16 protein-coding genes are annotated in these 22,341 nt (G+C 65.5%); 9 read left to right on the top strand and 7 right to left on the bottom strand.

Features of this window, described 5'->3' with window-relative positions:
* Nucleotides 1-57 precede the first annotated feature (57 nt).
* From hemH to ABIA90_RS33775, 5 genes are all read left to right on the top strand, one after another.
* Entirely contained in the window at nt 58-1,095 is a 1,038-nt protein-coding gene (gene hemH / locus ABIA90_RS33795) for a ferrochelatase (protein WP_354120761.1), read from the top strand.
* An 11-nt stretch (nt 1,096-1,106) separates the two neighbouring features.
* Nucleotides 1,107-2,084, top strand: coding sequence for an ABC transporter substrate-binding protein (locus ABIA90_RS33790; RefSeq protein ID WP_354120762.1), 978 nt, complete (start codon nt 1,107-1,109; stop codon nt 2,082-2,084).
* A gap of 184 nt (nt 2,085-2,268) precedes the next feature.
* Nucleotides 2,269-2,718 carry a hypothetical protein gene (locus ABIA90_RS33785; protein ID WP_354120763.1) on the top strand — a complete coding sequence of 150 codons (450 nt, stop codon included), beginning with the start codon at nt 2,269-2,271 and terminating at the stop codon, nt 2,716-2,718.
* A gap of 195 nt (nt 2,719-2,913) precedes the next feature.
* Nucleotides 2,914-3,918 carry an SPFH domain-containing protein gene (locus ABIA90_RS33780; protein WP_071909416.1) on the top strand — a complete coding sequence of 335 codons (1,005 nt, stop codon included), beginning with the start codon at nt 2,914-2,916 and terminating at the stop codon, nt 3,916-3,918.
* Nucleotides 3,919-4,030: 112 nt separating this feature from the next.
* The gene (locus ABIA90_RS33775) at nt 4,031-4,474 is read left to right on the top strand and encodes an NfeD family protein (RefSeq protein ID WP_354120764.1); all 444 of its coding nucleotides are present in this window, start codon (nt 4,031-4,033) and stop codon (nt 4,472-4,474) included.
* A gap of 204 nt (nt 4,475-4,678) precedes the next feature.
* Here ABIA90_RS33775 and ABIA90_RS33770 read toward each other — a convergent pair whose 3' ends face one another.
* A complete protein-coding gene (locus ABIA90_RS33770) occupies nt 4,679-5,005 on the bottom strand; it encodes a winged helix-turn-helix transcriptional regulator (RefSeq protein ID WP_259256127.1) in 327 nt (108 codons plus the stop codon).
* Nucleotides 5,006-5,078: 73 nt separating this feature from the next.
* On the opposite strand from ABIA90_RS33770, the gene ABIA90_RS33765 reads away from it, so the two are divergent.
* Entirely contained in the window at nt 5,079-5,633 is a 555-nt protein-coding gene (locus tag ABIA90_RS33765; RefSeq protein WP_354120765.1) for a carboxymuconolactone decarboxylase family protein, read from the top strand.
* Between the two features lie 158 nt (nt 5,634-5,791).
* Here ABIA90_RS33765 and ABIA90_RS33760 read toward each other — a convergent pair whose 3' ends face one another.
* Complete coding sequence (locus ABIA90_RS33760) at nt 5,792-6,799, bottom strand: KpsF/GutQ family sugar-phosphate isomerase (RefSeq protein ID WP_354120766.1); 1,008 nt, start codon at nt 6,797-6,799, stop codon at nt 5,792-5,794.
* A gap of 191 nt (nt 6,800-6,990) precedes the next feature.
* On the opposite strand from ABIA90_RS33760, the gene ABIA90_RS33755 reads away from it, so the two are divergent.
* On the top strand, nt 6,991-8,733 hold the full coding sequence (locus tag ABIA90_RS33755; protein ID WP_354120767.1) for an outer membrane beta-barrel protein: 1,743 nt from the start codon (nt 6,991-6,993) through the stop codon (nt 8,731-8,733).
* A gap of 210 nt (nt 8,734-8,943) precedes the next feature.
* Here the strand turns inward: ABIA90_RS33755 and ABIA90_RS33750 are convergent, their stop codons facing one another.
* The gene (locus ABIA90_RS33750) at nt 8,944-10,395 is read right to left on the bottom strand and encodes a glutamate synthase subunit beta (protein WP_354120768.1); all 1,452 of its coding nucleotides are present in this window, start codon (nt 10,393-10,395) and stop codon (nt 8,944-8,946) included.
* A gap of 163 nt (nt 10,396-10,558) precedes the next feature.
* Nucleotides 10,559-15,292 carry a glutamate synthase large subunit gene (gene gltB, locus ABIA90_RS33745; protein ID WP_071909422.1) on the bottom strand — a complete coding sequence of 1,578 codons (4,734 nt, stop codon included), beginning with the start codon at nt 15,290-15,292 and terminating at the stop codon, nt 10,559-10,561.
* A gap of 491 nt (nt 15,293-15,783) precedes the next feature.
* On the opposite strand from gltB, the gene ABIA90_RS33740 reads away from it, so the two are divergent.
* On the top strand, nt 15,784-16,557 hold the full coding sequence (locus tag ABIA90_RS33740; protein WP_354120769.1) for a hypothetical protein: 774 nt from the start codon (nt 15,784-15,786) through the stop codon (nt 16,555-16,557).
* A gap of 244 nt (nt 16,558-16,801) precedes the next feature.
* Here the strand turns inward: ABIA90_RS33740 and ABIA90_RS33735 are convergent, their stop codons facing one another.
* Both ABIA90_RS33735 and ABIA90_RS33730 read right to left on the bottom strand, forming a co-directional pair.
* Complete coding sequence (locus tag ABIA90_RS33735; RefSeq protein ID WP_354120770.1) at nt 16,802-17,572, bottom strand: alpha/beta fold hydrolase; 771 nt, start codon at nt 17,570-17,572, stop codon at nt 16,802-16,804.
* Between the two features lie 153 nt (nt 17,573-17,725).
* A complete protein-coding gene (locus ABIA90_RS33730; RefSeq protein WP_166349068.1) occupies nt 17,726-18,187 on the bottom strand; it encodes an Hsp20 family protein in 462 nt (153 codons plus the stop codon).
* A 207-nt stretch (nt 18,188-18,394) separates the two neighbouring features.
* Here ABIA90_RS33730 and ABIA90_RS33725 point away from each other — a divergent pair, with 207 nt between their 5' ends.
* Complete coding sequence (locus ABIA90_RS33725) at nt 18,395-19,342, top strand: alpha/beta fold hydrolase (RefSeq protein WP_028148092.1); 948 nt, start codon at nt 18,395-18,397, stop codon at nt 19,340-19,342.
* A 145-nt stretch (nt 19,343-19,487) separates the two neighbouring features.
* On the opposite strand, the gene ABIA90_RS33720 is transcribed toward ABIA90_RS33725, so the two are convergent.
* Nucleotides 19,488-22,298: a di-heme-cytochrome C peroxidase gene (locus ABIA90_RS33720; RefSeq protein WP_354120771.1), complete on the bottom strand. Its 2,811-nt coding sequence runs from the start codon at nt 22,296-22,298 to the stop codon at nt 19,488-19,490.
* Nucleotides 22,299-22,341 lie beyond the last annotated feature (43 nt).

Below are 22,341 nucleotides of genomic sequence, written 5' to 3'. Positions count from 1 at the left end.
CCTAGCGAAATCGACCTCATCTTGACAAGTTCGGAGCAACGCGCGACGCAACTGATCATGACGACAATTGCCCCCATCGCAGCGCAAAAGCCCGCCGTCCGGTCCAGCCTGCGGCGCGTCGGCGTGCTCCTGGTCAATCTCGGCACGCCCGATACGGCCGATGCGCCCGGCGTGCGGGTCTATCTCAAGGAATTCCTCTCGGACGCCCGCGTTATCGAGGACCAGGGGCTGGTCTGGCAGTTCGTGCTCAACGGCATCATCCTGCGCAGCCGTCCCCGCACCAAGGCGCTGGACTATCAGAAGATCTGGAACAATGAGCGGAACGAGTCGCCGCTGAAGACCATCACGCGCTCGCAGAGCGACAAGCTTGCGGCTGCACTGTCTGACAGCGACCACGTCGTCGTGGACTGGGCGATGCGCTACGGCAATCCCTCGATCAAGTCGGGCATCGATGCGCTGATCGCGAAGGGGTGCGACCGCATCCTCGCCGTGCCGCTCTATCCGCAATATTCCGCCTCGACCTCGGCGACGGTCTGCGACGAAGTGTTCCGCGTGCTCGCCCGCTTGCGGAACCAGCCGACGCTGCGGGTGACGCCGCCTTATTACGAGGACGAGGCCTATATCGAGGCGCTCGCGATCTCGATCGAGACGCATCTGGCGACGCTGCCGTTCACGCCGGAGCTGATCGTGGCATCCTTCCACGGCATGCCGAAATCCTATGTCGACAAGGGCGATCCCTATCAGTCCCACTGCGTCGCCACGACCGATGCGCTGCGCCGCCGGCTCGGCATGGACGAGACGAAACTGCTGCTGACCTTCCAGTCCCGCTTCGGCAATGACGAGTGGCTCCAGCCCTACACCGACAAGACCATGGAGCGGCTGGCCAAGGAAGGCGTGCGCCGCATCGCGGTGGTGACGCCGGGCTTTTCCGCCGACTGCCTGGAGACGCTGGAGGAGATCGCGCAGGAGAATGCCGAGATCTTCAAGCATAATGGCGGCGAGCAGTTTTCCGCGATCCCCTGCCTCAACGACAGTGATCCCGGCATGGACGTGATCCGCACCCTGGTGCTGCGCGAGCTTCAGGGCTGGATCTGATGGCGTGTCCCATGAACCGCCGCGAGACTTTGGCGCTTCTTGGGACGATCGCCGCGCTGCCGGCCTCGGTGCTGGCGCAGCAGCCGAACGCGACGCGGCGGCTCGGCGTGCTCTCGGTCACGGCCGCGGATGACGCGATCGGGCAGGCCCGCAGCACGATCCTGGTCGAGACGCTCGCCGCTCATGGCTGGAACGAGCACGACAACCTCAGGATCGATTGGCGCAGCGGCGCCGGCGATCGGGCACGCATCGCGCGCCTCGCCGACGAACTCGTGGCGCTCAAGCCGGACATCCTGCTCGCGGTCGGCACGCCCTCGGTCGAGGAGCTACGCCAGCGCACCACGGCGATTCCGATCGTGTTCGCCGTCGTCACCGATCCCGTCAGCCAGGGCTTTGTCAAAAACCTCGCTCATCCCGGCGGCAACATCACCGGCTTCACCGATTACGACGGCCCGCTCGCCGGCAAATGGCTGGAGATGCTGACGCAGGTCACGCCAAAAGTGTCCCGCGTCTTCGTCGTCTACAATCCAGCCACCGCGCCGTTCGCGCCCCTGATGCTGCGCACGATCGAGGACGCCGCACGGACGCTTCACGTGACGGTCGAGGCAGCGCCAGTTCAGGACGCTGGCTCGATCGCCGCGCTGGCTTCGCGGAAGGACGGCGGCCTTTTGGTGCTGCCTGACTTCTTCACCATGGCCAATCGCGCCCAGCTCCTGGCTGCAATCGGTGAAGCCCGCGTGCCGGCGGTGTTCTGGAGCCGCACCTTCGTCGACGAGGGCGGGCTGATGTCCTACAGCACCGACAGCGCCGAGCAGCTCCGCCGCGCCGCCAACTACATCGATCGCATCCTGAAGGGCGCGCAGGCAGCCGACCTGCCGGTCCAGAACCCCACCAAGTTCGAGCTGGCGATCAACCTGAAGACGGCGAGGGCGCTGGGGCTGACCATGTCGCCCTCGCTGCTTGCGCTCGCCAACACCGTGGTTGAATAGGGGCGCCGAAGCTACCTTCAACTGGTGATTCCGGAATTCCTGAGGCAGAATGACGGTGGGGATGTTGCCGCGAGCGATGCGGCTCGAACGGGGCGGGCGCGATTGCATGCGGGGATTGTTGCTTGTAGCTGTCGTGGCCTGCGGACTCGCTGGCTGCAACACGACCGGGGACGTAGCGTCGACCATGTATCCGGAAGCGGTGCGGGCCGGCGGTACCGTCAAGAGCGATACGGCGATTGTCCTGGTCGCAAACGGCGGCAGCGAGACGATCAACTATCTCCAGTTCGTTCACAACGGTTTTCCCGCGATCAATGCGCGAGGGATCAGCCTTGCTCCGGACGGCCTTGTTGCGATTCCGGTCGCGGTCGGAACGACAGGGCTTGAGCTGCAAAACTATACGACGACGGGGCGCCCGGGCACCTATCTCCCGAATGGCGCGTCGATGGGATTCGTGCCGGTGCATACGCCCAGGATCGATCTTCCCGCCCCCGGACTGTATTACGTTGCGACCGTCTTTCCGGGGCAGCAACGCAGTTTCGAGACAAGGCCGACGGCCGTCCAACTGGCGAAGCTGCGAAAGGAGCGGCCCGAGCTCGCCGCGCTGAAGCCGGTGAATTTTACATGGTCCAACTAGGGCACCGGCCGTTGCTAGGTTGCCTCCGTGCCCTTTCAAGGGCTTTCTCACAATACTTATCGGCGATCGTTCCGCCTCCGTACTTCTTGTGGAAATGTCGCTCCGCGCCGACGTAAATGGTGACCGCTGAACCGGTAAGGTCACGTTCCCGACCAATGACAGCGCGGGAAAGGGCTTTCCCGCCTTGGAGGAAATATGAGCGGTTTCGATGTTTTCGCGATTGTTCTGGTTTTGCTCGTCATCGTCACGCTGGTTGCCGGCGTGAAGACGGTGCCGCAGGGCTATGACTGGACCATCGAGCGGTTCGGCAAATACACCCAGACGCTGAGCCCCGGGCTCAATCTGATCGTGCCCTATTTCGATCGCGTCGGACGCAAGATCAACATGATGGAGCAGGTGATCGACATTCCCGAGCAGGAGGTCATCACCAAGGACAACGCCACCGTGACGGTGGACGGCGTCGCCTTCTACCAGGTGTTCGATGCCGCCAAGGCGAGCTACGAGGTCTCGAACCTGACCCAGGCCATCACGGTCCTGACCATGACCAACATCCGCTCGGTGATGGGAGCGATGGATCTCGACCAGGTGCTGTCGCATCGCGACGAGATCAACGAGCGCCTGCTTCGCGTCGTCGACGCTGCGGTCTCGCCCTGGGGCCTCAAGGTCAACCGCATCGAGATCAAGGACATCGTGCCGCCCGCCGACCTCGTCGAAGCCATGGGCCGGCAGATGAAGGCCGAGCGCGTCAAGCGCGCCGACATTCTGGCCGCCGAAGGCCAGCGCCAGTCCGAGATCCTGCGCGCCGAGGGCGCCAAGCAGGGGCAGATCCTCCAGGCCGAGGGCCGCAAGGAAGCCGCGTTCCGCGACGCCGAGGCTCGCGAACGTTCCGCGGAGGCCGAGGCCAAGGCGACGCAGATGGTCAGTGAGGCCATCTCCAAGGGAGACGTCGCCGCGCTGAACTATTTCATCGCCGACAAGTATATCAAGGCGTTCGGGCAGCTGGCCGACTCGCCGAACCAGAAGGTCATCATGCTTCCGGTCGAAGCGATGAGCATGCTGGGCTCGCTCGCCGGCATCGGCGAGATCGCCAAGGCAACGTTCGGCGAAAGCGCGGCGTCCGCGGCCGCTGCCGCCCGCCGCGGCGGCTCGGTGCCGACGACCGGCCCCACGCCGCCGGCGGTGCCGCCGCGACAGGGGTAATCAAAGCGCATGCACTTTCGAAAAGTGCATGCGGCAATTTAAAGCGCATGCCCCGGAAAAGTGGGGACCGGTCTTCCGATCAGGGCATACGCCAGCATAAAGAGGTCGTGTCATGACCGACATGTTCGTATCGCTCGGCACCTGGAATTGGCTGATCTTCGGCTTCATCCTGATGGCGCTGGAGGTGCTGGCGCCGGGCGTATTCCTGTTCTGGCTCGGGCTCGCCGCGTTGCTGGTCGGCCTGATCTCCTTTGCTGTCGCCGTATCGTGGCAGATCCAGCTCGTGATGTTCGCAATCTTCGCGGCCGCCGCCGTGCCGGTGTGGCGCCGGCTCGCGCGGCCGAAGCTGGACGCAAGCACCAGCCCCTTCCTGAACAAGCGAAGCGAGGCATTGCTCGGCCGCGAGTTCACGCTGGAGAAGCCGATCATCGACGGCAACGGCACCGTGCGCCTCGGCGACACGGTGTGGCGCGTGGCCGGGCCGGATACGCCGGCCGGGACGCGGGTGAAGGTGGTGCAGGTGGACGGTGCGAATTTGACGGTCGGGGAGGCGTAGCTGCTTCTTACCCTCCCCTGGAGGGGGAGGGTCGATCGCGCGAAGCGCGAGCGGGGTGGGGTGATCTCTCCACGCGGGCACTGTTGGCTGTTGAGGCACCGTCACCCCGCCCCGCTACGCATTTCGCTCCGCTGCATGCGTAGCGACCCACGAGCGAGCTACGCTCGTCTCGGACCCCTCCAGGGGAGGGTAAGCGAGAAGATCTCACCTCTTCCACCTCTCCGCAAACCGGTGCAGCGGCATGAACGTCTCGCACAGCTCGCGCCCAAGCGCCGTCAGCCCGTAACCTCCACCGTCGCCCAGCTCCACGAACCCTGCGTCGCGCAGCTCCGTCAGCCGCGCCTGCAGCACCGTCGGCGAGGCCTCGTCGCAGGCGGTGCGCAACGCGCGGGAGGTGAGGGGGGCGTCGCGCAGCTCCCACAGGATCCGCAGGCTCCAGCGTCGGCCGAGGATGTCGAGCAGCGCCATGATCGGCCGGCCGGTGCGCGAGCCGCGGACGTTGCGGCTCCCTGATGCTGCCTGTTTCGCCATCCTGGCCCCTCTTGCGCGGTGCTACAAATAATGTAGCGTGTTGCTACGATAATTGTAGCAACGGAGACAGCTGATGTCCCAGGCCACGCCGCGCATCGCGCCGCTTGTCCCGCCTTATCCCCCGGAGATCCAGGCGCAGTTCGACCGCGTCATGCGCGGCGCGCCGCCGCTGCTGCTGTTTCGGGTGATGGCGGGCCACGCCCGCGCCTGGGACAAGTTCCGCGCCGGCGGGCTGCTCGATCCCGGCCCGCTGTCATTGCGCCAGCGCGAGATCGTGATCGACCGCACCTGCGCGCTGACCGGATGCGAATATGAATGGGGCGTGCATGTCGCGATCTTCGCTGGGCCGGCGCGGCTCAGCGATGAGGAGGTGCACGCGACCGCGCGGGGCGATGCGACGTCACCGTGCTGGTCGCCGGCCGAGCAGGCGCTGATCGCGGCCGTCGACGCGCTGCATCACCGCGCGACGTTGGACGCTGCCGAATTCGCCGCGTTGTCGGCGCATTACGACGAGGCCCAGATCCTGGAGATCATGCTGCTGTGCGGCTTCTACCGCACGGTGTCGTACCTGGCGAATGGGCTGAAGCTGCCGCTGGAGGAGAGGGCGGCGCGGTTTCCGGTGGTCTAACCGCCGTCATTGCGAGGGCAGCAGTGCCGCTCTTAGTTCCTCATCCTGAGGAGCGCGGAACGCGCGTCTCGAAGGATGCAGGCCCGGCCGGTGGCCTCGCCCTTCGAGACGCGCGCCGTTGGCGCGCTCCTCAGGGTGAGGGTCGAGAAACAGCGTGCTTACGCCACGCCCGCCCGCAGCAGATCGTGCAGGTGCACGATGCCCACCACCTTGTCCGCCTCGGTCACCACCAGCGTCGTGATCTTGCTTGTGTTCAGCACCTCGATCATCTCGGTGGCGAGCATCGAGGGCGGCACGGTCTTCGGCTGCCTGGTCATGATGTCGTCGACGGACGCCGTCAGCAGATCCGGCCGCATGTGGCGGCGCAGATCGCCGTCGGTGATGATGCCCGCGATGCCGCCGGCATCGTCGACGATGCAGACGCACCCCAGGCCCTTGGCCGACATCTCCATCACCGCGTCCGACATCTTGGTGCCGAGCGGCTTGAGCGGGATCTCCGCGCCGGTGCGCATGTAGTCGCGGACGAATTTCAGCATCGCGCCGAGCTTGCCGCCGGGGTGGAAATGCGCGAACTCCAGCGCGGTGAAGCCGCGGCCTTCGAGCAGCGCGATCGCGATGGCATCGCCGATCGCGACCTGCATCATCGTCGAGGTGGTCGGCGCCAGATTGTGCGGGCAGGCCTCGCGCGCCTTCGGCAGCTCGATCACGATGTCGGCGGCCTGGCCCAGCGAGGACGCCGCGTTCGACGTCACCGCGATCATCGGGATCGCGAAGCGCGCCGAATAGTTCACGAGGGTCTTCATCTCCGGCTGCTCGCCGGACCAGGACAGCGCCATGATGACGTCGTCGGTGGTGATCATGCCGAGGTCGCCATGGGCGGCTTCCGCGGTGTGGACGAAGAAGGCCGGCGTGCCGGTCGAGGCCAGCGTCGCCGCGATCTTGCGCGCCATGTGGCCGGACTTGCCGAGGCCGGTGACGATGACGCGGCCCTTGGCGTTGCGGATCAGGTCGACCGCCTTGGCGAAGGTCGTGCCCAGCGGACCGCGCAGGGCGGCGGCGAGCGCATTGATGCCGCCGCTCTCCGTCTCCAGCGTGCGGAGCGCGGATTCGACGCTGTCGGGAGTAGGGCCGGATGATGGGGTCATCAGCGGTTTCGAGCTCGACATGTTCAGGTCCAGGAAGGAGGGGCGCGCGCCCGTTGGTGCCTGCTTAGCATGGCCAGACCGGCGAGGCGACGAGAGCGCCAAGGCCCTCAACCGGTCATTAACCATAATTGTTTTAACTCCATTAACGATGGTTCCCGCCCGCCGGCGGAGGTCGTCGTGAAAGTGCTTGATTTCGTTGGAGTTATTACATCGTGGGGGCGCCTCCAGGCACGGGCCGGAGCAAACGCGGGCATTTCCTGCGCGCGGCTTTGCCGTGCCTTGCGCTGACCGCCCTCGGAAGCGCGCCGGCGGCCGCCCAGAGCCTCACGCCCGACCTGTTCAATCCCAACCGCGGCGGCTTTGCTGCGCCCGACACGCTGCCGACGCGCCGCACGGGGGGCGTGCCGCAGGCGCCGTTGGACGCGCTCCCGGCGCTGCCCGATCCCAATGCCGATCCGCGCAAGCGCCAGCAGGCGCCGGCGACCTCGCGCGTCGGCCAGGTGCCGACCTACGGCCTGCCGGCGGCTAACGGCGCCAGCGGCTCCGGCTACGACTCGCTCAACCGCAAGCGGCAGCAGCCAAAGCTCTATCCCGGGCAGCCGAAGCCGAAGCGCCCGGTCGGACCCGGCTCGCCGGTGCCGCCGGCAACGCCGGACCGGACGCTCGGGCCGCCGCGCATCGCGCCGCCGCCGTCGGAAACCGCAAACAAGGCGCCGGTGCCGCGGGCGATGGCGGGCACCGTGCCCGGCCAGCCGCTGCGCCGCCGCCTCAAGGCCGACGACGATGCGTTCGGAGCGGTCGGCGACTATGCCGGCAGCTTCCTGATCAAGGGCGGGCTCGAGCTCTCGGCCGGCTACGACACCAATCCGGCGCGCCTGAACAAGCCGGTCGGCTCGCCGGCCTATGTCGTCGCGCCCGATCTTCTCGTGATGTCTGACTGGGAGCGCCACGCGCTGGTCGCCGATCTGCGCGGCTCGTTCTCCGGCTACACCAACAACATGCCGGCGACGATCGACGGCTTCGCCTCGCCGTCGCCGGTCGAGATCGACCGCCCCGATTTCACCGGCCATGTCGACGGCCGCCTCGACGTTGACCGCGATTTCAAGCTGACCTCGCAGCTCCGCCTGCGGCTCGCCACCGACAATCCCGGCAGCCCGAACGTGCAGGCCGGCCTGCAGAAATATCCGATCTACGCCGCTTACGGCACCACGCTCGGCTTCAACCAGACTTTTAATCGCTTCCAGGTGGCCGCCGGCGCCACCGTCGATCGCACCGCCTACACCGATTCCAAGCTGACCGACGGCTCGACCTTCAGCAACGACGACCGCGACTTCAACCAGTATGGCGGCATCGGTCGTTTCTCCTACGACCTCAAGCCGGGGCTGAAGCCGTTCGTCGAGATCGAAGGCGACAGTCGCGTGCACGACCAGCCCGCCGACCGCAACGGCTATTTCCGCGATTCATCGGGTGGCTACGCCAAGGTCGGCTCGAGCTTCGAGTTCTCGCGCATCCTGATCGGTGAGATCTCGGTCGGCTATACCGCGCGCAATTATGTCGACCCGCGCCTCAGCCAGCTCGCGGGCTTCCTCACCGCGGGCTCGCTGATCTGGAATGCGAGCGGCCTGACCACGGTTAAATTCGCCACCGACACGCAGATCGCGGAGTCCACGGTCCCCGGCTCCTCCGGCGTGCTGGTGCACACCTACGGGATCGAGGTCGATCACGACTTCCGCCGCTGGCTCACCGCCGTCGGCAAGTTCACCTACGGCACCTACGACTACCAAAACCAGAATCGCAACGACAAAACCTACTCGCTCGAAGGCAATCTGATCTACAAGCTCAACCGCAACATCTGGATCAAGGGCACGCTGCGCCACGACATCCTGAACTCGAACCAGCCGGGGTCGAGCTCGCAGGGGACGGTGATGTTGGTGGGGGTGAGGTTGCAGAACTAGAGGCGGCGGTGCGTCGCGTTTGAGCGTGTGCGGCCTAGTTCGGCTCCGCTCTCGCCACCTACTCCGCTGTCATGCCCCCGGCTTGACCGGGGCATCCAGTACGCCGCGGCCTATCGTTTCAATTACAACTGTCTCTGGAATGCTGGATCGCCCGGTCAAGCCGGGCGATGACACCGTTTGCTAATCTGGCAGCAGAACCAGCCGCGGTGGTTACCGCGGCAGATCCGTCTTCCCCATCAGGAACGTGTCGATCGACCGCGCACACAGCCGGCCCTCGCGGATCGCCCACACCACCAGCGACTGGCCGCGGCGCATGTCGCCGGCGGTGAACACGTTCGGGCGCGAGGTCTGATAGTCGAGCGTGTTGGCCTTGACGTTGCCGCGCGGGTCGAGGTCGACCGAGAGCAGCTTGAGCAGGCCCTCGTGCACGGGATGCACGAAGCCCATCGCGAGCAGGACGAGCTCTGCATCGAGCTCGAACTCGGTGCCGGCGATCGGCTTGAACTTGTCGTCGACGCGCACGCAGTGCAGCTTCTTGACCTTGCCGTTCTCGCCGGAAAACTTCTGTGTCAGCACGGCGTATTCGCGGACCGCGCCTTCGGCCTGGCTCGACGACGTGCGCATCTTCAAGGGCCAGTTCGGCCAGGTCAGCCCCTTGTTCTCGCGCTCGGGCGGAGCGGTCATGATCTCGAGCTGGGTGACCGAGAGCGCGCCCTGGCGCAGCGAGGTGCCGATGCAGTCCGAGCCGGTGTCGCCGCCGCCGATGACGACGACGTGCTTGCCGCCGGCCAGGATCTCCTGGACGCCGCCGAGCGGCTCCTCGGAGACGCGGCGGTTCTGCTGCGGCAGGAAGTCCATGGCGTAGTGGATGCCTTGGAGGTCGCGGCCGGGGATCGGCAGGTCGCGCGGGGCTTCTGCGCCGCCGGTCAGCGCGACCGCATCGTAATCGTTGAGCATCTCGCGCGGATCGACATTGCCGTCAGCGCCGACATGGCTGTTGTAGTGGAAGGTGACGCCTTCGCCTTCCATCTGCTTGACGCGGCGGTCGATGACGCCCTTCTCCATCTTGAAGTCGGGGATGCCGTAGCGCAGCAGGCCGCCGGCCTTGGCGAACTTCTCGAACAGATGCACGTCGTGGCCGGCGCGCGCGAGCTGCTGCGCGCAGGCCATCCCGGCCGGACCCGAGCCGATCACCGCGACCTTCTTGCCGGTCTTGACGGTCGCCACTTCCGGCTTCAGCCAGCCATTGTCCCAGGCGCGGTCGACGATCGCGCATTCGATGGTCTTGATGGTGACGGGGTTGTCGTCGATGTTGAGCGTGCAGGACGCTTCGCACGGCGCCGGGCAGATGCGCCCCGTGAACTCCGGGAAATTGTTGGTCGAGTGCAGGTTGCGCGAGGCCTCTTCCCAATTGCCCTGATAGACGAGGTCGTTGAAGTCGGGGATCTGGTTGTTGACCGGGCAGCCGGGCGTGCCGGGCGCCACCGAGCCCGTGCCGTGGCAATAGGGGATGCCGCAATTCATGCAGCGCGCGGCCTGATCGCGCGTTTCCTTCTCGGTCAAGGGAACGACGAACTCGTTGTAATGCTTCACGCGCTCGGCGACCGGGGTGTACTTGCGGTCATGCCGTTCGATTTCGAGAAAACCCGTGATCTTGCCCATTAAACCCGAAGTCCCTGCCGCTTAAATTCGTCTTCTCTCTAGCTAGACCCTCATCCTGAGGAGCGGCGCACTGGCGCCGCGTCGCGAAGGATGAAAGGCCCCGCTGGTGACCTCATGGTTCGAGACGCAGCTATCGCGCTCCTCACCATGAGGGCTTATCGCTCTACGCGCCGATCGCGATTTTCGGCTCGGCGTCCGCGTTGGCGGCCATTTCGCGCAGCGCGCGCCGGTATTCGACCGGCATCACCTTGCGGAATTTGGGCAGCCAGTCCTTCCAGTTGGCAAGGATGTCGGCGGCGCGCTTGGAGCCGGTCGCTTTGGCATGGCGCGAGATCAGGACGTGCAGGCGCTCGACGTCGGAGTCGAGCAGGTTCTTGAACACGTCGACCCGGCCGTGCGCCTCGAGGTCACCCGAGTGGTTATAGGTGCCGGCGTTGATCAGCTCTTCCGACAGCACCGGCTCGAGCTCGACCATCGACATGTTGCAAAGCTTGTCGAAGTCGCCGGTCTCGTCGAGCACATAGGCGATGCCGCCGGACATGCCGGCCGCGAAGTTGCGCCCGGTCTTGCCGAGCACGACCACGATGCCGCCGGTCATGTATTCACAGCAATGATCGCCGGCGCCTTCGACGACCGCCACCGCACCCGAGTTGCGCACGGCGAAACGCTCGCCGGCGACGCCGCGGAAGTAGCACTCGCCCTGGATGGCGCCATACATCACCGTGTTGCCGACGATGATGCTCTCTTCCGGCACGATGCCGCTGTTGGCGGGGGGCTTGACGATGATCTTGCCGCCCGAGAGGCCCTTGCCGACATAGTCGTTGGCTTCGCCTTCGAGCTCGAAGGTGACGCCTTGCGCCAGCCACGCGCCGAACGCCTGGCCGGCGGTGCCCTTGAGGCCGACATGGATCGTGTCGTGCGGCAGGCCGGCATGACCGTAGATCTTGGCGACCGCGCCCGACAGCATCGCACCCGCGGAGCGGTTGGTGCTGTTGATCCTGGCCTCGATCTTCACCGGCGCGCCGCGGTCGAGCGCAGGCGTCGCCTTCTCGATCAGCGTGCGGTCGAGCACCGCCTCCAGATGATGGTTCTGGCGCTCGGAGTGATAGATCTTCTGGCCCTTCTCTTCCTTCTGCTTGACGAAGAGCTTCGAGAAATCGAGGCCCTTGGCCTTCCAGTGCGCGACCAGCCTGGTCTGGTCGAGCAGCTGAACCTGGCCGATCATCTCGTTGAAGGTGCGGAAGCCGAGCGATGCCATGATCTCGCGGACTTCCTCGGCGACGAAGAAGAAGTAGTTGATCACGTGCTCGGGCTGGCCGGTGAAGCGCTTGCGCAGGACGGGGTCCTGGGTCGCGACGCCGACCGGGCAGGTGTTGAGGTGGCACTTGCGCATCATGATGCAGCCGGCCGCGATCAGCGGCGCGGTGGCAAAGCCGAACTCGTCGGCCCCTAAAAGCGCGCCGATCACGACGTCACGGCCGGTGCGGAACCCGCCGTCGACCTGGACCACGATGCGGCTGCGCAGCCGCTCGCGCACCAAGGTCTGGTGGGTTTCGGCAAGGCCGATCTCCCACGGTGAGCCGGCATGCTTGATCGAGGTCAGCGGCGAAGCGCCGGTGCCGCCCTCGAAGCCCGCGATGGTGACATGGTCGGCGCGTGCCTTGGCAACGCCGGCGGCGACCGTGCCGACGCCGATCTCGGAGACCAGTTTGACCGAGACGTCGCCCGTCGGGTTGACGTTCTTGAGGTCGTAGATGAGCTGCGCCAGATCCTCGATCGAGTAGATGTCGTGATGCGGCGGCGGCGAAATCAGGCCGACGCCCGGCGTCGAGTGACGGACCTTGGCGATGGTCGCGTCGACCTTGTGGCCGGGCAGCTGGCCGCCTTCGCCGGGCTTGGCACCCTGCGCCATCTTGATCTGCATCATGTCGGAGTTGACGAGATACTCCGTGGTGACGCCGAAGCGGCCCGAGGCGACCTGCTTGATCGCCGAACGCATGGAATCGCCGTTCGGCATCGGCTTGAAGCGGTCGGCTTCCTCGCCGCCTTCGCCGGTGTTCGACTTGCCGCCGATCCGGTTCATGGCGATCGCGAGCGTGGTGTGCGCCTCGCGCGAGATCGAGCCGAAGCTCATCGCACCGGTGGCGAAGCGCTTGACGATGTCCTTGGCCGGCTCGACCTGGTCGATCGGGATCGGCTTGCGCTTCTCCTCGTCCGCGTTCTTGATCCGGAACAGGCCGCGCAGCGTCAACAGCCGCTCCGACTGCTCGTTCAGGATCTTGGCGAAGGCGCGGTAGCGTTCCAGCGAATTGCCGCGGGCGGCGTGCTGGAGCAGCCCGACCGACTCCGCGGTCCATGCATGGTCCTCGCCGCGGCTGCGATAGGCATATTCGCCGCCGACATCGAGCGCGGTCTTGTAGACCTGCGCCTCGCCGAACGCGTCGGCATGACGGCGCACCGCTTCTTCCGCGATCTCGGCAAGGCCGACGCCCTCGACACGGGTGTGGGTGCCGGCGAAGAACTTGCCGACGAAGTCCGCCTTGAGGCCGACGGCGTCGAAGATCTGCGCGCCGCAATAGGATTGGTAGGTCGAGATGCCCATCTTGGACATCACCTTGAGCAGGCCCTTGCCGATCGACTTGATGTAGCGCTTGACGATCTCGTAGTCGTCGAGCGAGCCGGGCAGGCGGTCCTTCATCGCGATGATGGTTTCGAACGCCAGATAGGGATTGATCGCTTCGGCGCCGTAGCCGGCCAGGCAGGCGAAGTGATGCACTTCGCGCGGCTCGCCGGATTCGACGACGAGGCCGACCGAGGTACGCAGTCCGACGCGGATCAGATGATGATGCACGGCGGCGCAGGCCAGCAGTGCCGGGATCGGCACCCGGTCGCTGCCGACCATGCGGTCGGACAGGATGATGATGTTGACGCCCTCGCGGACGGCGGCTTCCGCACGCGCGCAAAGCTCGTCGAGCACCTGGTCCATGCCGGCAGCACCGAGACCGGCGTGGAAGGTGGTGTCGAGCGTGCGCGACTTGAAATGCGACTCGGCGACGTCCGAGATCGAGCGGATCTTCTCGAGATCCGCATCGGTCAGGATCGGCTGGCGCGCTTCGAGACGCTTGGTGGTGGCGAGGCCTTGCAGGTCGAACAGGTTCGGCCGCGGTCCGATGATGGAGACGAGGCTCATCACCAGCTCCTCGCGGATCGGGTCGATCGGCGGGTTGGTGACCTGCGCGAAGTTCTGCTTGAAGTAGGTGAACAGCGGCTTGGCCTTGTCCGACAGCGCCGAGATCGGCGTGTCGTTGCCCATCGAGCCCGCGGCTTCCTCGCCGGTGGAGGCCATCGGCGTCATCAGGATGGAGATGTCTTCCTGGCTGTAGCCGAACGCCTGCTGGCGATCGAGCAGCGACAGGTTGGAGCGCACGCCGGTGGTCGGCACCTTCGGCAGCTCTTCCAGCACGATCTGGGTCCGCTCCAGCCACTCCTTGTAGGGATGGCTCCGGGCGAGCTCGGCCTTGATCTCGTCGTCCGGAATCAGGCGGCCCTGCTCGAGGTCGACCAGCAGCATCTTGCCGGGCTGCAGCCGCCACTTGGTGATGATCTGGTCCTCGGGGATCGTCAGCACGCCCATCTCGGACGCCATCACGATGCGGTCGTCTTTGGTCACGAGATAGCGCGCCGGCCGCAATCCGTTGCGGTCGAGCGTGGCGCCGATCTGGCGGCCGTCGGTGAAGGCGATCGCGGCGGGGCCGTCCCACGGCTCCATCAGCGCGGCATGATATTCGTAGAAGGCGCGGCGCTTCTCATCCATCAGAGGATTGCCGGCCCACGCCTCCGGAATCATCATCATGACGGCGTGAGGCAGCGAGTAGCCGCCCTGCACCAGGAATTCGAGCGCGTTGTCGAAGCAGGCGGTGTCCGACTGGCCTTCGTAGGAGATCGGCCAGAGCCGGTTGATGTCCTTGCCGTAGAGCTCGGAGCTCACGGAAGCCTGGCGCGCCGCCATCCAGTTGGTGTTGCCGCGCAGCGTGTTGATCTCGCCGTTATGCGCGATCATGCGATAGGGATGCGCCAGCGACCAGGCCGGGAAGGTGTTGGTCGAGAAGCGCTGATGCACCAGCGCCAGCGCGCTCTCGAAGTCCGCCTCGTGCAGATCGGGATAGTACTTGCCGAGCTGGTCGGCGAGGAACATGCCCTTGTAGATCACGGTGCGGCACGACATCGAGCAGGGGTAATAGCCCGCGAGGCCGCGGTCGCGGCGCTGGTAGATCGCCTGCGAGATCGACTTGCGCAGGATGTAGAGCCGGCGCTCGAAATCGTCCTCGGTCTTGGCGGTGCCGTTGCGGCCGATGAACACCTGCATGCAGGCGGGCTCGGTCGGCTTCACGGTGACGCCGAGCGAGGAATTGTCGGTCGGCACGTCGCGCCAGCCGAGCAGGGTCAGGCCCTCTTCCTTGATCTGGTCGGCGATGATGCTCTTGATGACATTGCGCCAGGCGGTGTCGCGCGGCATGAACAGTGCGCCGATGGCGTATTCGCCCGGAGCCGGCAACGTGAAGCCGAGCTCCTTGGCCTTGCGGCTGAAGAAGGCGTGCGGGATCTGTACCAGGATGCCGGCGCCGTCACCGGCGCGCGGGTCGGCACCGACGGCGCCGCGATGCTCGAGGTTGCAGAGGATGCTAAGCGCGTCCGCGACGATCTCGTGGGACTTCTTGCCCTTGATGTTGGCGATGAAGCCGACGCCGCAGGAATCCTTCTCCAGGCTCGGATCGTACAGACCTACAGCCGGCGGGCGCGAATTGTGTTCCTGAATCGGATCAGTCGTTTTCGAGGCGACCGTCGCCGACAGTTCTTCTGCCACGATGTTTGCGCGCTCGAATTGCGACCCGTTCATTGTTCCAATCCTCTCCATGCGGCAAGCTGCCTCACCGCTATCTTCGGCGCACCTTGGGCGTTCCGCGGCACCCGCCTCTGGGTCACCGCTCGACCGCTGCGAGCCGCATTTTCTTAAATTCAGGCCAAGGCGTTCTTCGTCCCCGAGAACGGCTTTGCCTGTTGCCTTCCTGGCGCTCGAAAGCACCGACTTTCGTTGCAATCCGTATGCCGGAACTGCAAGCAAAATTGAGACAGTCTTCCTGTCCTAACCATCACCTTGCCAAATTTTTGTCTATCACACAAGCGCGCGGAAGTCCCGATTCCCAGAGTGTCAATCAGCGCTTTCCGCATGGCACGCGGCCCCGGTTTTGAAGCAAACGCGCCCTGATCCGGCCCTGCCGACGCCGAAATCCCGAATGAAGCTTCGGATCAGCCCTTCGAAAGGCGCGCCATGCCGCAAGAAGCGAAAGAGCGCGAGACATTCGGGGGCCTGACAGGAGCGTGTCGACCATGAAGTTTTTCACAGGATGTGTGGCCGCTGCCACGCTGGCGCTGGTGGCAACGGCCGCCGAGGCACAAGTTCCGGCCAACGGCGCTGCGCGGGGCGCCTATATCGCGGTCTCGGATTTCGACGGACCCTATGGGCCGCCGGAAGCCGCGCCGCCACCGCCGCCGCGTTACGGCTACGGCTATGGCTACGAGGAGCGTGGCCCGGCGCCGGCGCTGCTGCCGTCGATCGAGGTCTACGCGGTGCTGCGCGACAACGGCTTCTCGCCGCTCGGCATCCCGCGCCTGCGCGGCAGCGTCTACACCATCGCGGTGATCGACCGCCGCGGCGACGACGGCCGGCTGGTGATCGATGCCCGCGACGGGCGAATTTTGCGCTTCATGCCGGCCGCTGACGCCTTCGGCATGGCCCCCAGTGATGAGGTGCCGACGGTTGCACCTTACCGTCCGCAAAGCGCGCTGCCGCCGCCGACCATGGTCCGCGGCGGTCCGCCGCGTCCACCGGCCTCCATCCCCCATGTCGCCAGCCGCACCGTGCCGCTGCCGAAGGCCGCCCCGCGCCGCGGCGAGGCGCCTGTCGCCGCCGCCAAGCCGGCCGCGCCTGCTACGCCGCAGGCACAAGCACCACAGGCGCAGCCTGCACAACAGACCGCTGCGGTGCAGGCAAAGCCCGCCGAAGCCGCACCTCAAACCGCCGCGCCAACCGTCGGTCAGGCCAAGCCGGCTCCGACGATCATGCCGACGCAGGAGATGCCGGCGGCGCAGGGGCTGGACTAGCGCGTTGCTGATTTGACGCGACGGTGCGGGTTACAGATTCGGTGTCGTCCCTGCGAACGCAGGGACCCATACCGCGTGATCTATCGACGGGGATGAGGTGCGAGTCCCGAACGACGAGTCTTCGCCAAACTTCTCCCTGGGGTTATGGGTCCCTGCGTTCGCAGGGACGACATCGGGGAGAGGCCTGAGCAAAACAAAAGCGCCCGAAGAGCTCGGGCGCTTTTTCATTGCGGCGATCGCGCGCTCAGCTGCGCGGATACCCCGCGGCTTCCAGGATCAGATTCGCCACGTCCTTCGGATGCGACACCAGCGAGAGGTGGCCGGCATCGAGCTCGATCGTGGTTGCGTTCATGCGCTTGGCGAGGAAGCGTTCGAAATCGGGATTGATGGTGCCGTCGTTCTTCGACACCGCGTACCAGCTCGGCTTCGTGTGCCATGCAGCTTCCGTGGTGCGGCCGGCGAAGATCGAGGCGGCCGTCGGCCATTGCACGGCGTAGAGCTCCCTGGCCTGCTCCGGCTTCACGCCATTGGCAAAATACTTCAGGAAGGCGTCTTCCGAGAGCTTTGTGTAGCCGTCGCGCTCGACGATGCCGGCGCGGGCCGGGCCTGCCGGAAACTGCTTCGACAGCGCGACGAAGTCTTCGTTCGCATCGGGCGCGCGTGCGGCGACGTAGACGAGGCCGGTGACCTTCGGGTCGTTGCCGACCTGGCTGATCACGGTGCCGCCCCAGGAATGCGCGACCAGCACCGTCGGACCATCCTGTTCGGCCAGCGCGCGTTTGGTCGCCTCGACGGAGTCCGCAAGCGACGACAGCGGATTTTGCACGGCAGTGACGTGCAGGCCCGCGGCCTGGAGGATCGGGATCACCTCCGACCAGCTCGATCCGTCGGCCCAGGCGCCGTGCACCAGCACGACGTTCTTCGCCTTCACCGTCTGCGGCGTCTGCGCGTGAGCAAGGCCGATGGGGGCCGCCAGCAGGCTCGCTGCGACGAAAAGGCTGCGCAAAAGTGACATGATCGTGCTCCGTAGTGTTTTTGCTGCGATGCCCAAAGGACGGAGCGCGTGGTCGCGGCGTTACGTGTCCTCACCGTTCTGTGATGCAATGCAAAACGAAAAAACGCCCCGGGGCACCGGGGCGTTTTCGCAACTTGGCGGCTGTCGACGTGCTTAGGCGGCGACCGAGCTCTCGATCACCTGCGCCTTCGGCGCGCCCGCGTTGATGGCGATCTGGCGCGGCTTCTTGGCTTCGGGAATCTCGCGCACGAGGTCGACGTGAAGCAGCCCGTTCTCGAGCGAGGCGTCCTTCACCTGCACGAAGTCGGCAAGCTGGAAGGCGCGCTCAAAGGCACGCGCCGCGATGCCGCGGTAGAGCACTTCGGACTTCGAGTTCTCGTTGGCGACTTTCTCGCCCTTGATCGTCAGCGTGTTTTCCTTCGCGACGAGGGAGAGCTCGTCCTTGGCGAAGCCGGACACCGCAACCGTGATGCGGTAGGTGTTCTCGCCGGTACGCTCGATGTTGTAGGGGGGATAACCGGGGCTGCCGTCCGAACCAGCCTGATCGAGCAGGCTGAAGAGGCGGTCGAAGCCGACGGTGGAACGGTAAAACGGAGTCAGGTCGTAGCTACGCATGGTCTAGTCCTCCATTGAGCGACTGTTGGTAACCCGCCCGCCAATCGGGCCGGGCTTTAGTCTGTGTGCAGCCTGATGTTCCGGTTCCGAAACACTGGTAGCGGCCTGCACCATGGTGATATGGGTTCAGGGGAACGGCGTTCAAGAGGGCGGCAAGTTGCGCCTTTTCGGCGCTCCAGCCCCTTGATTTGCAGCATTTCTCGCCCAATGACGCTGATCTCGATTCCGTCCAATCCCGTTCCCGAAGACGTCGTCAGCGGCACCATCAAGACGCCCGATGGCGCCGAGCTGCGCTTTGCGCGCTGGGCGCCGCCGGCGAACCGCAAGGGCACGGTCTGCGTCTTCACCGGACGCAGCGAGCAGATCGAGAAATATTTCGAGACCGTGCGCGACCTGCGCGACCGCGGCTTCGCGGTGGCGATGATCGACTGGCGCGGGCAGGGCCACTCCTCGCGCCGCCTGCGCGATCCGCGCAAGGGCTATGTGCGCGACTTCTCCGATTTCGAGATCGACGTCGAGACCTTCGTGCAGCAGGTGGTGCTGCCGGATTGCCCGCCGCCCTTCTTCGCGCTCGCCCATTCCATGGGCGGCACGGTGATGCTGCGGGTGGCGCATGCGGGCAAGCGCTGGTTCGACCGCATGGTGCTGTCGGCGCCGATGATCGACCTGCCCGGCCGTGCCACCTCGTTTCCGGCGCGGGCGCTGCTGAAGACGATGCGCCTGATGGGGATGGGCGGTCGCTATGTCCCCGGCGGCAGCGACCACATCACCGGGCTCAATCCCTTCATCAACAATCCGCTGACCAGCGATCCCGTGCGCTATGCGCGCAATGCCGCGATCCTGGAGGAGGATCCGACGCTCGGGCTCGCGTCACCAACAGTCGCCTGGGCCGATACCGCCTTCCACGCCATGAACACCTTCAAGGGCAAGAACTACCCTTCCCAGATCCGCCAGCCGATCCTGATGCTGGCGGCCTCCAGCGACACCGTGGTCTCGACCGCGGCGATCGAGGAGTTCGCCTATCATTTGCGCGCCGGCTCCCATCTCGTGATCGCCGGTGCCAAGCACGAGATCCTCCAGGAGCAGGACCGCTACCGCTCCCAGTTCTGGGCCGCCTTCGACGCCTTCGTGCCGGGCACGCCGCTGTTCAAGTGAAGTGACGGAAGCTTCCTGAGGACGGCTGATCGTTCTACAATCTCCGTCATGCCCGGGCTTGTCCCGGGCATCCACGCCTTGCTGCGCGATCGAAGAACGTGGATGGCCGGGACAAGCCCGGCCATGACGATGAACCTTCTCAGCCTCACAGCGTCTTCAGATACTCGATCAGGTCGTAGCGCTCTTGCTCCTTGAGCACGCGGCCGATGGTGCCGTCCTTGCCGGGGCCTGGCGTGCCATCGAACGAGTGGCCGGCATTGCTGTTGCCGAAGGTCTCGGTGCCATCAGACGCTCGCGTCGAGAAGCGCGACTGCCCAGTCTTGCAGCTCTCGCCGTCGACGACCGCGAAGCCGACCTGCTTCGGATCGTAGTCGCGACCACCACCCATGCAGAACGATTTGGGGCGCTCGGCCGCGGGGCTCAGCATCCAGTAGAGCGAGGGCACCGACCCGTTGTGCAGGTAAGGCGCGGTGGCCCAGACGCCGTTGAGCGGGCGCGCGCGATACCAGGGCGGCGGCTCCTTCGCCTCGGCCGGCTGCGGACCGGGATTCGGGCAGTTCTTGCGCTCACCCCACCAGGCCTGCTGAACCTTCGGGTCGATCTTCGCATCGTCCATCGCTTTGCGGCTGACGATGTCGACGAGCACCATCAGCCCGACCGAGTACGGCATGTCGGTCGAGGAGATAGCCGGCAGATTGCAGCTCCACCAGGCATTGAGCTTCTGCGTGGGATCGAGCTCGAGAAAGCCCGGGACCTGAACCGTCCGCGTCGCCAGCACGCTCGCCTGAGCGGGATCGGTCCCCATGCCTTTGACGCTTTTCTGGACCTCGTTCAGGAATTTGTCTTTGCCGATGGTCTCCCAGCGCGACGAGGACCAGATGCTCTGGTCCGGAAACTCGGTGTCGAACACGGGATCGTTGACCGGCCCGAGATGGCATTCGACGCAGATCTGCGCGTAGAGCTTGCGGCCGTTCTTGACGCGCTCGCCATCGATCTTCCAGGCATTGTCGCCGAAGATGTCCGACGGCCATTTCGGCGATGTCAGTCCGGAAAGCTGCTTTTTCGGATAGGGCGCCGCCCCCTTCAGCAGATCCTCGATCCAGTTCAGATTCTTGATATCCATCGACGAGCGGAACAGCGTGTCCTTGGGGGTATTGTCGGACAGATTGAGCAGCGCCGTCACGCCCAGCGCTTCGCCGGCGTTGCGGATCAGCGGTTGTTCGATGGACGCGTCATATTGCGCGAATTTGAGCCAGGGCACGGTCCAGATCGGCGGGAAGCTGACCGGCGCATCCTTGGCATGCAGATTCTTTTCGAAGCCGCTGAGGCCGCTGAGCGTCATGTCCTGGGCGAAGACCTGATTGCCGATGCGGTTGAGCGCGTCGAGACGGCCGTATCCTTCCTCGGTGTCCTGCTGCTTCTCTTCCCGCTTCGTCTTCTCGTTGAACCTCGTCTTGCCGTCGATGGTTTTCGCGTAGGTCTTCTCCCAGTCGATCAGGAACGTGCTGATCGTGCGCAGCTTCTGCTTCAGCGCATCGCGATCCGCACCGCTGGCGGAGGGGCCGAGCACACGGTCGGCGAAGCGGGTAAAGCGACCCGGCACGAGGAGCGTGTAGGCGATCGACAGACCCGTCGTGACCTCGAGCTTCCTCAGGTCGGTCATCGCCGGGCCGCCGTCGAAACGGATGTCGATGCCTTTGTAGTGAATCTGGCCGGTGTGGCAGGCGGCGCAGGTCAGGCCGATCCGGTCGTCGCCGACCTGGCCGGTCGCAGGATCGGGTACGCCGGTCATGCGCGCAAAGCCGACGGGCAGGCCGTCGACGTTTTCGGCCTGGGTGCCCCAGTTAACCGGCGGATCCCAAAGTCGCGCCGGCACCGGCTTGGTCTTGTCGTAGACATTGGCGTAGCCGAACCGGCGCAGCGTGGCGTCGTCGGTGTTGATCGTCTGCGGGCTCGGGATGAAGCCGAAGCGCTGCAGATGGTCGCTGTCATGCAGCATCCCGGGCTTTGCGAAGAAATGAAGCCGCGGCTGCTCGAGCGCCATGAACCAGCTGTAGGGCACCGGGAAGGTCGCGGTGCCCTGACTGGCGTGATGAAACCAGTGCCGGTCCTCCAGCGCCCAGTTTTGCTCAAGCCAGTACGCGGCCCGCGGTTCGACAAGCTTCGGCAATGGCGGCGCCACGAGGTCACCGAGGATGCCGGGCAGCATCGGCTGGAATTGATCGGGAAAGCGCAGCGCGACGACGCCAAAGACGAGGAGCGCGGCGACTAACCCGCCGGCAACGCGCAATATGAGCGAGGGCGGGGTGACCGGCTGGCTGACGACTCGCTGCGTGATCCTCTCAGGGAATTTGCGCTCATTGAACAGCGTACGCACGTCGGCGATGGCGAGATAGCGGTTCTCGCCTTCGCCCTTGCCCATGATCTTCAGCAGGATGGGCCATTCGAACTGCATCAAGATCCGGTAATACCAGCGCGCAGCGCTCCCGGCGCGCTTGAGATTGTCGCGCATGTAGGTCTGTATTTCCGACGCGTTGATGCCGGGCTCGGTGCCACCGCCGTTGGGATCGGTATAGTCCCTGCCGAAGCTGGCCAGGCGGGCGATCTGATCCTCGTTGACCTTGCCGTCGACGCCGAGGATGCGCGAACCGGCGCCGCGCTTGTCCAGGGGGCCGCCGCGCAGGGCATCGAGCTGTGCGCCCGAAAAGATGCTCTTCAGGATGTGACCGAAGCCGTTGGCGATCAGCGCGATGCCGCGGGTCTCGACGCGGGCCACCGTCTTCATCAGCCCCTTGTCGCCGCTCGCATTCGCGATCGTCTGCGATAGCTTGCCGATCGGGACGGTCCCGCCGTCGACGAAGCCTTCGCCGACCAGGCCGCGCAGGAAGGGGCAGGGATTGTCTGGCGAGACCTGGATCGAGGGATCGAAGGGAGGCTTCGAGGCGGGGTCGTTCATGGCCCAAAATCCTGAAAACAGCGAATCGTGAAATGAAGACGCG

The sequence above is a fragment of the Bradyrhizobium sp. LA6.8 genome (assembly GCF_040547935.1).
In the GTDB taxonomy this organism is placed as follows: domain Bacteria; phylum Pseudomonadota; class Alphaproteobacteria; order Rhizobiales; family Xanthobacteraceae; genus Bradyrhizobium; species Bradyrhizobium barranii.
Note: the sequence above shows the minus strand (reverse complement) of the source record. Positions and strands in the feature narration are given on the sequence as shown.